The following is a 14,596-nucleotide window of genomic DNA, read 5'->3' on the forward strand; positions in this document are numbered from 1 at the left end:
CAATCCACAGCATCCTAAACAGTGTAGCATACCCCTGGAGAGGGGGCTATAAATACTACTCTTTTATAATACGAGGGATCTGTATGAAAAGAACTGCGATGATATTTCGTGTTGTGCGTTTATTGCTGGGAGCACTGCTATGCGGAAGTTTGACTGCCTGCCAGAGCGAGCAGGATAAGCTTTATGATGAACTGGTAAACAGCGCTAAACAGAATAGCCAGCCGGAAAGTGTGCTTAGCTCTCAGACGGAGAGCAGCGCGATTTCCCAAGCTGGAGAAGGCAAGCAGCTTAGCGGGGAGCTATGGATATCCCTGCCGGCAAAAGAAAACGCCATAGAAAGCTGGGCCAGCAAATTCAGGGAACGGCACCCTGACGTAAAAATTTCATTTGAATATGTAGTGCCAAACCCCTCTGAGGGATACCCCGGCGATTATATGGAACAGTACACCAGCAAAACCGTGACAGCCCTTGCTGGCGGCGAAGCTCCCGATATTGTGAACCTGGCCTTTGTTTCCTTTTATAAATACGCGAAAACGGGTCTTTTTGAAGACCTGTATGAGCTGATGGAAAAGGATGCGGGTTTTAACAAGGAGGATTATTATACAAACATTTTTGAGGTCATGGAAGATACTGAGGGGCACCTATACGCTATGGTCCCTTTTTTCCGCTTTCACTTCTTCATCTTGAATGATTATATGTTGTATGAAATGAAGACGGACGTTGACGAAGAGTTTGGCGGCAGCGTCGGCTACCAGGACCTGATTGACCTGTTCTGGAGGGGCAGGGCATCCGGCGCCATAAGCGAGGACGCCTATTTCGCGCCGAATTTCAGCAAGTTCTTTTTCGAGGGGCTTGTCATACCGCAATTCCTTAACGAGAAGACCGGCGAAGCCAGGTTTGATACACCGGAATTTATCGAATATCTGGAACAGACTGACGCGCTCCCCTTTGAAAACACCCTGACGCAAGGGTCTACCTACACATATAACTGGCCCATGTTTTCACCTACAGATTATTTCTGCCAGCTTATGACCGTTTCCCTGCAACTTTTGGGCCAGGTAGACGGCGGCCAAATGGCGGGCTGCTCCGAGCCGGTTTTCTATAAGGGGGTAAATGGGGACGCCCCTTTCACAACAGCGACCATGCTGGCCATACCGAAGGGGCCAAACGCGGAATTGGCGTGGGAATTCCTTAAATTCATGATAGAGGAAAAAGAGTTCCCAGAAGAAATCGACATGTACAACAGCAGTGATTTGCAGGATTATCTTATGCCGTATGGCCACGCAATGCCGGTAAATAAGAATAATTGCAAAAAACTGATTACCTCGATTTATGGATCCGATTCGTTAGCCGAAAAATTCTGCACATACAATGAAACCCTGAATGCAAGGGCCAGCTCCAGCTCGGAAATAATGGAAAACCTGAAGGATATTTTTATCAGCTACTATGACAACCACCTGATAAGCGCCGAAGAGTGCGCAAAACAGCTTCAAGAGCGGGCGTGGATCTACCTCAATGAGTGAAGCCTTGCCTAACTATAGATAAGGAGATGAAACTGTGTCGTATATCGTTTTCGATACTCCCGGTTCACATTCCTTTGTATATGACCGGGAAACAAACCGGGTAATCCTTATTCCGCATGCGGATGCAGAGAATTTGCATCAGGCCCTGCAAACAGGGGAAGCAAATCCCACCCTGCAGAAATATCAACAGAAAGGGATATGTTGTCCCAGCATTTTGAAGGACATAGAACACCCGACTGTTCCCATGATGGAAGAGATTGCCAGCAGCCAGTTAGAAGACCTTTTGCTGCAGGTTACACAGAACTGCAATCTGCGCTGTGAGTATTGTACATATTCCGGTAAGTATTATAACCGTACCCATTCCACAAATCACATGAGTTTTGAGGTCGCCAGTCAGTCTGTAGATTTCTTTATGGAACGGGCCAAGGATAAAAACTCTGTTGTCATTGGCTTCTACGGAGGAGAACCCCTGTTGGAGTTTGAGCTTATAAAGAGGGTTGTAAGCTATGTAGAGGAAAACTATGGGGAGAAAAAGGTTTCTTACGGGATGACCACGAATGGGACTCTTCTAACAGAAGATGTTGTGACCTTTTTGATAGAAAAACACTTCAATATCATCATCAGCCTTGACGGCCCAAAAGATCAGCACGACAAATACCGGCGCTTTGTTTCTGGAAAGGGTTCCTTTGACGTGGTGATGGAAAACATGCAACGCATCCGGACCCTGCACCCGGTGTTTTATCAAAATCTCCGCACAAATACGGTTGTTACACCAGATAAAGATTTGGAAGCATTAGAAGTTTTTTGAATAAGGACGAACAACTGGAAGGGATAACCCCCGGCATTTCAATGCTTAATGACAGTGGGAACAAAGAAGAGTTTGCCTTTGGCCCGGAAAACCGTGTGGTTAACGAAAGGGAACGGGCAAAGCTGATGCTTTACTTATTAGACCAGATTGAAGAGGCGCAGGTTGCCAAGACGCATAGGCGCTATTTGGATGACTTGATTTTCCTATGCAAAACGAACCAGTCGATTGGAAAAATGACAGAAACAGCCCATCATGCAGGCCCGTGTACGGTAGGCGTCCGGAAAACATTTGTGGATGTGCAGGGCAATATTTATCCCTGCGAGAAGGTTGGTGAAGTTCCGGCTATGCGGCTTGGTAATGTTTTTGAAGGGTTTGATTTGGAGCGGGTCAAGCGGCTGACCAATATAGGGGCTTTGTCTGAGCCAGAGTGTAAGGAGTGTTGGGCGCTACATCATTGTACCATCTGTTTATGCCGTTGTATAGATAAAGATGTTATGTCCCGCGAGGCTAAGTTGCGCCACTGTGCAGAGAGCAAAGCTGAAGCCCTTACAAAAATGCGAGACCTTTGCTTTTTGCAGATGGAAGGTATGGATTTTGAAAAATTAAGAAGCCTGCAGATGGCTAAATGATGGAGGATAGGTATGAAGCTGCTTGTTTACCCCATGAACAAATCCTTGGCACCTTTGGGACGATATGTAGACATGCTGGATGGCTATGACCAGGTGATACCGGTAGCCCCCAGGAGTTTCGGCTATGGAACCAGTGATATGGCTACTGTAGATGGCGGAATGGAAAGCGGGGTGAATATCACACATGACTTGAAATCTGCTTTAGAGGTATGTGACGCGGCCTTTTTGGACTATTACCCTACTGCCAACCTGGACGGAAAACAATATATGGATGTGCTCCAAAGTTTGGTAAATGCCGGAAAGCGGGTGTGGATTTCGGACGACTTGCAGGATTTTCTGGTACGCCATGGCTACGAGGAAATAGGAGGGCTGCCCGTAAAAATCCTTGAATATAACAAAAGCAATATTGTTTTAAACGAAGAAAAACGACTGTTAGAGTTACCTGTACCCTGTATTTTTGTGTTCGGTTCTGGCGATCTTACAAACAAATTTGATATACAACTGGGCTTGCGCAGGGCTTTTCAAAAAGCTGGATATGTAGTCACGCAGCTTGGAACCAAAAAGTACAGCCCTCTTTTTGGGTTCGATCCTTTGCCCAAGTTCATCTTGGAACCAGGGGGTTCCCAGAAAAAGGTGTTGGATTTCAACCACTATGTCTATGAAAAAGCCAAATCTGAAAATGCAGATGTAGTCATTATCGGCATCCCCGGGGGTATTATGCCCAATAACCCTTATCAATTTACAGAGTTTGGGGAACCAGCTTTTCTTATTGGCAATGCGTTAAAATCGGATGTTTCCATCCTAAGCCTGTATTGTGCCCCTTATCCCCAAGAAACCTTGCAATATCTTCTTAACATATGCAAGTATCGTTTCAGCTCGCCTACCCATTATATAAGCCTGGCTTGCCAAGATATGATGGTTTCTCCCGAGACTTTGGAATTTCAAACGCTATCTATCCCGGTGAAGCGTATAAAAGAGGATATTCTCCCCCAAGTCACTTGTCCGGGAGCAAAAGTGTATGCCGCAATGGATACAGAAGGTATGAACTATGTGGCAGAACAGATACTAGCTGAACTAAGTGAAAACATCTAAGGAGGGAAAAGGGTGACAAAGGAAATGGTGCGGGAAAGTATACGGCAGCATCTAGCAGCCTGTAAACCTAGTCCCATAGAAGATGAAGAAGCTTCCATCTTTGGTGAACAGCAGCAGTTTGAGGCGCGGGATTTGGCGTACCTCTGCCTGCAAATGAAAACGCAGTATGGATGTGATTTGAATCCAGTCGTCCAACAGATCAGAACATGCTCTGTGAGTGAGCTGACAAATGCGTTTTGGTCGGCGTTGCGTGAACAGCCAACATGATATATTGCAAGAGGAAACCCGTAAGTATAGCAGTAATAGACAACTGGATATCTTCTACAAGCTTGCGGGAGAAAACTCGTCATGATATCCAAGTAATACAGATACAGGTCGGGAAATGCATGCCCCAAACAGATACAAGCTATAGCAATTCACATGGCACTATCTGTGCATCAATCCTGGCGGAAGCCTTGCCGGAGCATATCCATCTGACCGGCTACTCCTGCCCAGGCGATGATGGACGGCCTTCCCTTGATGGAGTTTGCACAGCGCTTGAAACCTGCCTGGAAAAGCGGCCTGCTTATATCAGTATGAGCATCGGAAGTGAAAACTGGCTGGAAACGTCAAAACTGGCGGAATTGACAAAAAAGCTGGCGGAGGCGGGCACCCATATCTTTGCCGCCTGCGCCAACAAAGGGTATATTGCTTTTCCCGCAGCTTACCCATGGGTGACTGGCGTGAGCTATGAACCCAGTATTTCCGGGCTTTATCGGGAAGAAAACTCGCCAATAGGGTGCAACATTGTTGTAGGCGATTTTTCGTCCTCTGTTCTTGACAAAATGTCTGTAGAAAACCCTTTCTTTGAGTGCCGCACCAACAGCATGGCTGCCCCTTATGCTCTGGGGAGAACTGTCGTAGGGGGGATTAGTTTATCCGATCTCCCTATGTGGGCAGGGACCCCAAATACTGACATACCAGAGGAACTGCCCATGCCCGTTGTGGCCGTGACTGGCCCCATAGAGAGTATGAAGGAACTGCTGGCGTTGTTCCAACGGGAAAGCTATCAGGCTGCGCTGCTCACAGACCAGGCGGAAACAGATTGGGTGGATATGGTTTTACATGTTGAGGCCGAGGGCTTTGCAGCGTGGGTGAGGCCACTAGATAAGGCAGGAATTTTGCTGTTGGATGCGGATCGTACCCTGAGACAACTAAACCATTTCTGCGATTACACAGTCGATTTAAGGCAATTGGATGCACAGAAAGCTTTTGGAGGAATTTTAAGGTTTTTCGCACCAACTGAGACGAAAGAATAAGGGAGGGAACATATTCAAACACAGACTACTGATCGAGTGCTTGAGGCTTGTAGTGATTTCGTTGGTTTCTATTCCACCAGATTTGGCAATGAGTTATTACTCACCGGTGGCTGGTGCGTACGGAGCTAATAACTTGTAGCAGAGATGCCAAATAAAGTTGTTAAATCCAAACAAATATTGAGGCTTTGCTAATATACAGTTCTTATCAATTTTTCTGGAAAACCCTAATAATCTGAAAATGGATTCCGTTAAAACGCTAATGATTTGGAATAGATTTTCACTATAGTATTCTTTTTGCATTTATAATTAAGGTTAACATACTTATTTGAAATTAGTTGTTCTTTATTTACCTATTGATGCTTCGCAAAGAAAGGAAGATTCTAGATATGAAAAAAGATGTGGATTTTTATATTTCAAATGAAAAAAGACTACTTCCAATAAAAGGAGATAATAAGGATGCAATTAGCTATTTGTGCGTTTTCCCAGATTTTTATGAATATGGCCTTCCCAATATAGGTCTGCAAACGATTTACAGAGAATGCCACTACCATAAAAATGTAATTCCTGATCGCTATTATCTTCCCCAGGAACACTGGGAAAGAAAAGACCTTTCCTGGGAACGAAAAAACCTGCAAAAGATAATGATATTATTGGGTTTACTATATCCTATGAAGGCTCGTATCTGAATGCTCTAAAGTGTATGGATTATTTTTGCATACCAAAGAAAAGAGTTGACAGAGGGCAAGGGTTTCCCATCTTAATAGCTGGTGGTGTTCCTATAATGTACAATCCGTTACCGCTAGTAGATTTTTTCGATGTTTTTGTGCTTGGTGAAGGCGAAGATTGTATACACGAAATACTGGATGTATATTTGAACCTCAAGGGTTTACCTAAGAAAGTTATTTTGGAAGGCCTTTCAAGAGTGCGAGGAGTCTTTGTTCCTTCGATACATAATACGTCAACGGATCAGATTAGTCAAACGTCTCCTGTAAACATATCTAATCGACCTGCATACAGCATATTCCTTTCCAAGTATACAGTTTATGAAGAGGAAACTTTTACTATAGAAGTTAGGAGAGGGTGTAACCAGAAGTGTAGATTTTGTTATATGGGAACCAGGCTTAGACCCGCTCGAACGGTTTCTTATGAGGCTTTCAAAGAGGTTGTTCAAACTGGATTATCTTATTGTAATATCATAAAATGTTTTTATGAAGGGCTACCCACTGAGACAGTCGAACAGTATTTGTCATATATTCAGAATTCTGGCGGAAGGTTGCGCATAGGTTCGCAACGTCTTGAAATGTTGTCAGAAAAAATAATTGAGATGATGGCGGCTGCAGGGCAAAGGAAATTGGTGATAGCCCCTGAATCTAGTGAGCGTCTAAGGAAGGTGATAGGGAAAGAAAGAATTACGAATTCAGAAATTATTAAGTATATGGACATAGCTTCAGAGAAGGGAATAAAGGATGTAGGGTTGTATTTTATCATAGGGCTTCCAGGCGAGACAAAAGAAGATCTTGATGAAATTGCGAGTATTATCAATCTTGTGAGACGGCATATGGACGCCTTGGGAAACGAAAGTGGTTTTTTAGAAGTAGGGATAAATCCTCTTTTCCCTAAGCCATTTACTGCCTTTCAATATGTAGGAGCAACGACTCCTGAAATTGCAAGCGAAAAGCTTATGCACATATTAAAAAACATCCAAAAGAACTATCCTGTTCACATATCCAATGATGTGGTTGATGAAAAAGTAGAAAAGAGAGAGATGAAGGAGTCAGATAAATCTGTGATTAAAATTGAGACAACAATAGGCTCCGCCATAACTTTTTCACAACCCATTCTTTCGCGCGGAGACCAAAGATTGGGAGAGGTTTTGATTGATATGTATAAAAAAGAAGACACAGAAGAGAACTGGAGAAAAGCACTTCTGGAAAATGATATACTTTTTTCGGATTTTTTTCGGCCATTCCTTCCATCCGAACGGCTTCTGTGGGATTTTCAAAAGTGTTTTGTATCAAAAGAACATTTAGCGAGTGAATATAATCTGGCTTTAAAATTCCTGCCAACTACAACTTGTGATGCAAACTGTTCCAGATGTAAGTCAAGATGTTTAACAAATGGTGTTTCCATATAAAACATGTAATAAAACCTCAGAACCTTTGATAAAACACGCACAAGTAAACGAGATATCCACGTCTTTATCAAGGGAGGCAAGGTTGACACAAACGCCAAGTAAAAATTTAATTTGTGGCAAAGAAAGGGCGTAAGGAGCAAGCCCTTAAAAAGGGTCAAAAATTATAAGAGAGAAGGGCTAGCCGATAGAAGGAGCTGTCACCAGATAGCCTTGGCGCTGCAGGATAAAAATAGCCTGTCCGACTGAAACTTCACGGTGTTTGGGTGGACAGTCCGCCTTGCGATAGATATCCGGATTATATGGTTCGTTCTTCTTAAGTATGTTGTAAACAGCCGTGAGGAGCATTCTGGCAATGGCAATAATAGCTTTCTTGTGTCCCCGGCGGTTCTTGAGAGCCAGATAACGGTTCCGCACTTCGGGGAACTGTTTGGCACGGACAGCGCCAAGGGTACACTGGACGAGTAAAGGCTTGATGTAAGCGCCAGCCCTGCTGATTCTGGTGGTTTTCTTCTTCCTGTCGCTTTGGTCGTTCTGCGGCGTAAGGCCCGCCAGGAGCACAGATGCTTCGAGGTAGGAAACACGGACATATCCACATCGACTTCCGAAATGAGGGCAATAGCGGAAAAAGACTGGATACCCGGTGCCGTGGCAACGAGGTTGAGTTGGGGGAGGTGTTTTTCAGCAGTAGTCAGGATCAGCGATTCCGAGTTGGCCTTGCAAAGTTCAAGGCTACTCATGTGGGAACGGATAATGCAGAGTTTTTCAGCTTGCTGGGGGCATATTTCTCCGCCCACAGCGGCAGGCACTTCTTCATCTGTAGCTTTCATTCCTTTCGTTTTGAATTGGGAAACATCCGTAATTTTTTCGGAAGGATTTTCTAACAGGCGGGTCGTAATGGCGGTTGTAGCCTTGCCAAACACATCAGAGAAAACGTCGTCCAACTTGATGTTGGAAACAGTCAGGCAGTTTTGAGCACGATTCATTTCACCAGTGGTAAAGTTCGTGAGCTTGTAACGGTAACTTATCAAGTCCCGAAGCTGGCGAATATCCGAAGGAGAGATAAAGCACCAGATCGTGCTTAAAGATGTCGGCGATCCATTTGGCGTCTTTCTTGTCCGTTTTCTTACCACGTGTCGCTTTTACGTATTTGGGATGGGCAAGGACAATTTTGCAGGTAGGTTCCAGTATATTGTAGACAGGTATCCCCGTATTTGCCTGTGGATTCCATACAAACGTCATGGCAGTTGTTTTTCGAAAGCCACATGGCACACCGCTGCAGATCACCTGTAAAGGTAGAAAAGCGTTTAATGCGGTAAATTGTGACACCCTGCGTATTTGTCGAGGCAATGCAGGCCACGAGAAACGACTTGTGCACATTCATTTCACAGCAGATGGGATAAACAATTTTTAACATTACACATCCCCTCTAAATTATTATAGTCAAGGGCTCAGGAATTGACTGGATGCTCACTGAAAGATTGAAGTAGTCTGTCTCTCCAAAGATAAGGTTTCGGGGTCTTTGCCGCCATTTATTGGTGCTTGAAAGAGCGTCTGGCACACATATGAATGAGTTTTAATAGGAACACTGTAATATCAAGGCTTTTCGGAGCCAGCAACCACAAAAAAATATTATTTGAGCTATCACATTACGCAGAAAGCCGTCCGGCATGAAAAAACGGGCGGCTTTTTTGCGTGGATAGCCGGGAGGGAGGCGAAAAATAGTAACAAACTTTTAGCGCAAGATTTGTGCAATATTCACGAAATCAAAAAAAGGAGGTAACGAATGGCAGACGAAAAATTAAACGTGAGCCCGGAGGAAAATCCCCAGCCCAGCTTGTTCGATACTGGCCCGGCGGATGCTCCTGCCCCGGAAACACCCACCCCGGAGCCCCCGGCCCCGGAGAACGCCCCCGAGCAGGCCGCCGGGGATGCGCCCGCCCAGGATGCCCCGGCTGGGGCTCCCGGCGCGGTGAACGTCTCCGCTGACCAGATTGAAAAGCTGATGGCGGAGCGGCGGGCGGCGGAACGTGCGGAGGTGGAAAAGAACGAGCCGCCCGAACCGGAACAGCCGCCCACCTCGGCCCCGGAGGAAAAGGCCGTCGGGGAAAAGGGGCCCGCCAAAAAGGACAAGGCCGCCAAAGAAAAAACGCCCGAGCCGGATAAGTCCAAGGGCAGGCGGGGCCGCAAGCCAAAGGAAGAAAAAGCGGGGCCCGGTGAACCGGGAGGGACGCGGGCCCGCCGTGGCCGCCCGGCCAAGGCTGATAAGGCGGCCCCGGACAGGCCCCCGTCCCAACCTCGAGACAAAATGTCCCAAGGCAAGGGCGGAAAGGCCGCCACGGTAAAGGGCAAGGAAGAGGCCCCCGCCGCTCCTGCGCCGGAAGCGCCGCCCCAGCCCCGTGACGCGACCCGCGCCGAAAAGGAATAAGAAAATCGCATCCCAGCGCGACCAGAGCCCCAACTATGGGAAGTTTGTCCGCTCCGGCAGCGGCTCGGAGGACGGGCGGCGGTTCCCGGGGAACCTGCTTTCATTCCAGACCGTGGCCCATACCGTCCACCCCACGCAGAAGCCCGTGGAGCTGTGTGAGTATCTGATAAAGACCTACACCGCCCCCGGCCAGGTGGTGGCGGACATCTGCGCGGGCTCCGGCACGACTGCGGTGGCCGCCGTCAATACGGGCCGGGAATTTATCTGCTTTGAGACGGCCCCGGCCTTTTACGGCCCGGCCACGGAGCGCATCGAGCAGGCGCGGGCGGCTGTGGCTGCTGGCGGAAAGGGGGTGTGACTATCGGTAAATACAACGTGATATACGCCGACCCGCCCTGGCGGTACGCCCAAAAGGGCCTGCAAGGTGCGGCGGAGCGGCACTATCCCACAATGAGGATTTCATGGATGGGGAGACGGCAAGACAGATAGTCCCATCCTTGCGGGATTCGTCCGCGACAACCAGGTTTGTGGTGAGGGGGTCCAAGCCCCGATCTACGCACTCGACGGAAGCGTAAAAGATTTTAAGTCCACGCAGATATACCGGCCCATCCATATCCCCCTTCCTATTAAAATCGAACGCAAGTTCTTGTTTGCTTTCATTATAGAACAAGCGTTCCCAAAAGTCAAATGGAACTTTATGGAAAGGCTAGCTTATGGATAACACTATGGATAAACTCCGCCTTACAAATGAGCTAAACATAATACAAATTGTAACCACCTGAACCCACCAAACCACCCCAAATCCCCTATCCAGTTAAACGAAAGAATAACACAAGCAGCCTCAAATGAGTTAGACATAACATTTTCCGCCATTGTCCATCTTGTAAAGGAGCGGGCAATATGGTAAAATAAAATTGGAAAGGGGCTGGCAGACATGGATACAAATACGACCCTGGGCCCTGGCCTGGACGCTGCCGGGTTGGGCGCACAGTACGACGCAGCCTGTAAACGGCTCCTGTCCGAGAAGTCCATCCTGGCATGGATCCTGAAAGAGTGCGTGGCTGAATACCATGACGTTCCTGTGGAAGAAATCGAACATAAATATATCGAGGGCACGCCTCAGATAGGCGAGGTGCCTGTCCTGCCGGATGCTCCCCGCATCCAGGGCAGCTCCACAGAGGATGCCTCTATCCAGGAGGGCACTGTTACTTATGACATCCGCTTCCGGGCGGCAGCGCCCAAGCTGGACGGGTACATCGAATTACTTATCAATTTGGAAGCCCAAAATAAGTATAACCCGGGATACCCCTTGCTCAAGCGCGGCTTGTACTATTGCAGCCGCATGATTTCCTCCCAATACGGCGTGGAGTTTGCCCCTCAGCATTTTGAAGGCATAAAAAAGGTCTATTCCATTTGGATATGTATGAACCCGCCTGCCAGCAGGGAGAATACCATCAGCCGCTACCGTATGAAGGAGGAACCGCTGGTCGGCAGCTTCACAGAAAAGGAAGAAAATTATGACCTGCTGACAGTCCTGCTGATCCACCTGGGTGATTCCGGCCGCACAGAAGGGCTTCTGCGGCTCCTGGACGTACTGCTGTCCTCTGAGATAAAGCCCGCTGAAAAGAAGCAGATCATAGAAGAAGAATTTTCGATACCGGCCAGTCAGAGTTTAGAGCAGGAGGTGTCTGCTATGTGCAATCTAAGCGAAGGAGTTTGGGAGAAGGGCATAGAGAAAGGCATAGAGAAAGGTATAGAGAAAGGTATAGAGAAAGGCCGTCAGGAAACCATTCTGGCGACGGCAAAAAATTTAATGAAAACTTTAAAACTGTCTGTTGAGCAGGCCATGGATGCCATGGATGTCCCACAGGCGGAGCGCCCCAAATATGCAGAGCTTCTTAAAGAACAAGCTTAAAAAGGATGTTGCAAAAATCGCTCCCCAGCCGTGTGATATGGCATGGAGGCGATTTTTTATGTTAAAGCCATTTTCAAAATACCTGCGCACACAGGGCAAAGCTGCAAACACAGCCGCCGCCTATTGCCGGGACGTATCCCTTTATCTCAAATGGTGCCAGGCTGCTTTTGGAGAGCAGCCCGCCAGGCTCTACCGGGCTAACGTGCTGGAATACATCTCCTTTATGCGTAACGTAAAGGGCTACGACCCCCGGACGGTGAACCGCCACCTTTCTTCCCTGCGCTGCCTGAATGACTGGCTTGTTAAAACCGGCCAGCAGGCTGAGGCGGCTGTTTTACCCAACGATTTCATGAAAATCCAACTACAATACGCCAGCCCCTGTACGGTCACGAAAAAGGACGTGGAGATGTTCCGCCAGCGCCTGCTGGAGAGCGGCAGCAAGCGGGATTACGCCATTGTCACCCTTTACGCTTATTCAGGCATCCGCCGCAGTGAGTGCGTGAACCTCAAGCTGGATCAGGTAGACTTGACAGCCAAGGAAATTCGGGTCATCGGCAAAGGCAATAAGCAGCGGCTGGTCTATATCAACGACAAAATTGCGTGTGCCATGCGTGAATACCTGAAGGAGCGCAAGTCCGACAGCCCCCACTTTTTCGTCAGCCGCCAGAGCGGGAAGCTGGCCCCCAGCCGCATCAACCAAATTTTCAATAAATATTCGGATATCATTACCCCGAAAACCTTACGGCATTTCTTCTGTTCCCATGCACTGGAGAGCGGCTACTCCATCCATGAGGTGGCCTCTCAGGCGGGGCACAGTGCCATACAAGTCACTTTGTTGTATACCAATCCTTCTGCCCAAGCCATGAAGGACAAGGCCAACAAGCTGTGAGGCGCCCCATGAAAAGGAAAATCTTTTTCGGCTTGCTGGTTCTGGCTTTGATAATGGCTGCGGCTGTCAGCGCATGGCAGATATATGTGCCGCTCCAGGAAGACGCAGAGAGTGTGCGGGCCTATGAGGATTTAATGGCCTGTGTAAGCCTGCCAGAAATTTCTTTGCCATCAGAACCACAGGAAAGAAGCCATCCTGAAACCAGTGCTCCAGAAGGACAAATGGAGCAACCTGGGTCTGCTCTTCCCCTAGTAGATTTTGACGCGCTGCGGGCGATCAATCCCGATGTAACAGGCTGGCTTATCATTGACGGCACCAACATCAACTACCCCGTGGTGCAGGGGACAGACAACCAATATTATCTCCGCCACCTGTTCACCGGCGAGTACAACGCTTCCGGCTGCATCTTCCTGGACAGCCGGAATACCAGAGACTTCACAGACCGCCACAGCATCCTCTATGGCCACCACATGGGCAACGGCACCATCTTCAATGGCTTGATGGACTACAAAGAACAGGCTTTCTATGACGCCCATCCCACCGCCCTGCTGCTGGCACCTACGGGCAATTACAAGATAGAATTCCTCTCCGGCTATGTGGCAAGCATCAGGGCGGAGGCCTGGCAGGTGGAGTTTGGCTCAGAGGGAGAGTTTGCGGAGTGGCTGCAGGTCGCTAAGGCAACTTCCCTCTTTCAGAGTGAAGTTGTGCCTTCTTCAGGGGATAAAGTGCTTACCCTATCCACCTGCAGCTATGAGTTTGAAAATGCCAGGTTTGTGCTGCATGGGGTCTTGAATAACCTATCATGATGGAGCAAGTGGCTTCCGGAAGATATTGATAAAGATAGACAAATCACAAGAAAACCTCCATAATGGGGAAAATACTCATTATGGAGGTTGTACATATGAAAGAATTGGCCAACCACATCGAGCAGTACCTTGTTATCTGCAAAAATGAAAAAAGGCTTTCAAAAGATACCTTAAAAGCCTATGGAACCGACTTGAAGCAGTTTGCTGGTTTTGTAGCCGGACGGGAAGTGGACAAAGAACTTTTAAGCCTATATCTACAGTTTCTAAACAAAAAGTTTGCCCCGCGCTCCGCGAAAAGAAAGATGGCCAGCATCCGGGCCTTTTTTCACGAGCTTGAATACCGGGAAGAACTGAAAGACAATCCATTTGACAAGCTCCGGGTCAGGATGCAGATGCCGAAACAATTGCCGCGAATTATCCCCGAAGAGTCCGTAAAGGCTATTCTACAGAAAGCATACAGCTTGTATCGGGTGAAGAAAGACCAGTGGATACTTCGAGATATTGTGGTATTGGAGCTGCTGTTCAGCACAGGTATCCGTGTGTCGGAGCTGTGTAAGCTTACACCGGACTCTCTTACAATCTCTGACAATGAGGTCTGTCTTTTAATTTCCGGGAAGGGGAATAAGGAACGGATTCTGAAAATAAGGGCACCTGGCCTGGTAACGGTTGTTGACCGGTATATGGCTGAGTTTGAAGCCGACATCTTCTCAATTGGATTTACTTTAGTGAATCGGAACCATCATCCCCTGGCTGCGCAATCTGTTAGAAGAATCATTAGGGAATATGCGGAACTGGCCTGCGTTGAGCAACATATCACGCCGCATATGTTCCGTCACACATTTGCCACTTCCCTCTTAGAAGCCGGGGTTAACATCCGGTACATACAATCGCTTTTAGGACACAGTTCTATATCCACCACCCAAATCTACACTTATGTTTCTACTCAGAGACAAACTGATCTTCTGTCTGAGAAACATCCAAGAGGCAGGATGACATTTGAATTAGAGTAAAGGGAGGGCCGCTATAAAAGCGGCCCTCCCTTTACTCTAATTCAACAAAGGATAATCTCGAATTATC

Annotated in this window: 13 protein-coding genes and 3 pseudogenes; 15 read left to right on the forward strand and 1 reads right to left on the reverse strand. The window is 47.6% G+C overall.

Annotated features, from left to right (window positions below; all coding sequences use genetic code 11):
- The first annotated feature begins 83 nt into the window (after positions 1-83).
- The 8 genes from D1841_RS14530 to D1841_RS14565 all read left to right on the forward strand — a co-directional run bounded on the left by D1841_RS14530 (position 84) and on the right by D1841_RS14565 (position 7,484).
- Complete coding sequence (locus tag D1841_RS14530; protein WP_160644194.1) at positions 84-1,523, forward strand: ABC transporter substrate-binding protein; 1,440 nt, start codon at positions 84-86, stop codon at positions 1,521-1,523.
- A gap of 34 nt (positions 1,524-1,557) precedes the next feature.
- Positions 1,558-2,331, forward strand: a complete 774-nt coding sequence (locus tag D1841_RS14535) for a radical SAM protein (RefSeq protein ID WP_160644196.1) — start codon at positions 1,558-1,560, stop codon at positions 2,329-2,331.
- Positions 2,328-2,960 carry an SPASM domain-containing protein gene (locus D1841_RS14540; protein ID WP_160644198.1) on the forward strand — a complete coding sequence of 211 codons (633 nt, stop codon included), beginning with the start codon at positions 2,328-2,330 and terminating at the stop codon, positions 2,958-2,960. Before D1841_RS14535 ends, D1841_RS14540 begins: the two co-directional genes overlap by 4 nt.
- Before the next feature lie 12 nt (positions 2,961-2,972).
- On the forward strand, positions 2,973-4,052 hold the full coding sequence (locus tag D1841_RS14545; RefSeq protein ID WP_160644200.1) for a TIGR04066 family peptide maturation system protein: 1,080 nt from the start codon (positions 2,973-2,975) through the stop codon (positions 4,050-4,052).
- Positions 4,053-4,064: 12 nt separating this feature from the next.
- Positions 4,065-4,319, forward strand: a complete 255-nt coding sequence (locus D1841_RS14550) for a hypothetical protein (protein WP_160644202.1) — start codon at positions 4,065-4,067, stop codon at positions 4,317-4,319.
- Complete coding sequence (locus D1841_RS14555) at positions 4,316-5,350, forward strand: S8 family serine peptidase (RefSeq protein WP_347564028.1); 1,035 nt, start codon at positions 4,316-4,318, stop codon at positions 5,348-5,350. The genes D1841_RS14550 and D1841_RS14555 overlap by 4 nt, the downstream gene beginning before the upstream one ends.
- Positions 5,351-5,736: 386 nt before the next feature.
- On the forward strand, positions 5,737-6,036 hold the full coding sequence (locus tag D1841_RS14560; RefSeq protein ID WP_160644206.1) for a hypothetical protein: 300 nt from the start codon (positions 5,737-5,739) through the stop codon (positions 6,034-6,036).
- Entirely contained in the window at positions 6,012-7,484 is a 1,473-nt protein-coding gene (locus D1841_RS14565; RefSeq protein ID WP_347564029.1) for a radical SAM protein, read from the forward strand. The genes D1841_RS14560 and D1841_RS14565 overlap by 25 nt, the downstream gene beginning before the upstream one ends.
- A 177-nt stretch (positions 7,485-7,661) precedes the next feature.
- On the opposite strand, the pseudogene D1841_RS14570 reads toward D1841_RS14565, so the two are convergent.
- Positions 7,662-8,467: pseudogene (locus D1841_RS14570) on the reverse strand (transposase).
- 800 nt (positions 8,468-9,267) lie between these two features.
- Here D1841_RS14570 and D1841_RS14575 point away from each other — a divergent pair.
- The 7 genes and pseudogenes from D1841_RS14575 to D1841_RS14605 all read left to right on the forward strand — a co-directional run bounded on the left by D1841_RS14575 (position 9,268) and on the right by D1841_RS14605 (position 14,529).
- Positions 9,268-9,909: a hypothetical protein gene (locus D1841_RS14575; RefSeq protein ID WP_201751335.1), complete on the forward strand. Its 642-nt coding sequence runs from the start codon at positions 9,268-9,270 to the stop codon at positions 9,907-9,909.
- Positions 9,899-10,267: pseudogene (locus D1841_RS14580) on the forward strand (DNA methyltransferase); the annotation flags it as partial. The gene D1841_RS14575 and the pseudogene D1841_RS14580, both read left to right, overlap by 11 nt.
- Positions 10,264-10,368: pseudogene (locus tag D1841_RS19320) on the forward strand (DNA methyltransferase); the annotation flags it as partial. The pseudogenes D1841_RS14580 and D1841_RS19320, both read left to right, overlap by 4 nt.
- Positions 10,369-10,843: 475 nt before the next feature.
- Entirely contained in the window at positions 10,844-11,824 is a 981-nt protein-coding gene (locus D1841_RS14590; protein ID WP_160644210.1) for a hypothetical protein, read from the forward strand.
- A gap of 58 nt (positions 11,825-11,882) precedes the next feature.
- Complete coding sequence (locus D1841_RS14595) at positions 11,883-12,713, forward strand: tyrosine-type recombinase/integrase (protein ID WP_160644212.1); 831 nt, start codon at positions 11,883-11,885, stop codon at positions 12,711-12,713.
- Between the two features lie 8 nt (positions 12,714-12,721).
- Entirely contained in the window at positions 12,722-13,519 is a 798-nt protein-coding gene (gene srtB, locus D1841_RS14600) for a class B sortase (protein ID WP_237076396.1), read from the forward strand.
- A 95-nt stretch (positions 13,520-13,614) separates the two neighbouring features.
- Positions 13,615-14,529: a tyrosine-type recombinase/integrase gene (locus D1841_RS14605; protein WP_160644214.1), complete on the forward strand. Its 915-nt coding sequence runs from the start codon at positions 13,615-13,617 to the stop codon at positions 14,527-14,529.
- The last annotated feature ends 67 nt before the right edge of the window (positions 14,530-14,596 follow it).

This window comes from Neglectibacter sp. X4 (assembly GCF_009917365.1).
Lineage (GTDB): Bacteria > Bacillota > Clostridia > Oscillospirales > Acutalibacteraceae > Acutalibacter.

Bases quoted from the DNA above. Each gene is read 5' to 3' on its own strand.
- D1841_RS14530 (WP_160644194.1), top strand. From the start codon at position 84: ATGAAAAGAACTGCGATGATATTTCGTGTTGTGCGTTTATTGCTGGGA.
- D1841_RS14545 (WP_160644200.1), top strand. From the start codon at position 2,973: ATGAAGCTGCTTGTTTACCCCATGAACAAATCCTTGGCACCTTTGGGA.
- D1841_RS14555 (WP_347564028.1), top strand. From the start codon at position 4,316: ATGATATATTGCAAGAGGAAACCCGTAAGTATAGCAGTAATAGACAAC.
- D1841_RS14560 (WP_160644206.1), top strand. From the start codon at position 5,737: ATGAAAAAAGATGTGGATTTTTATATTTCAAATGAAAAAAGACTACTT.
- D1841_RS14575 (WP_201751335.1), top strand. From the start codon at position 9,268: ATGGCAGACGAAAAATTAAACGTGAGCCCGGAGGAAAATCCCCAGCCC.
- D1841_RS14590 (WP_160644210.1), top strand. From the start codon at position 10,844: ATGGATACAAATACGACCCTGGGCCCTGGCCTGGACGCTGCCGGGTTG.
- D1841_RS14595 (WP_160644212.1), top strand. From the start codon at position 11,883: ATGTTAAAGCCATTTTCAAAATACCTGCGCACACAGGGCAAAGCTGCA.
- srtB (WP_237076396.1), top strand. From the start codon at position 12,722: ATGAAAAGGAAAATCTTTTTCGGCTTGCTGGTTCTGGCTTTGATAATG.
- D1841_RS14605 (WP_160644214.1), top strand. From the start codon at position 13,615: ATGAAAGAATTGGCCAACCACATCGAGCAGTACCTTGTTATCTGCAAA.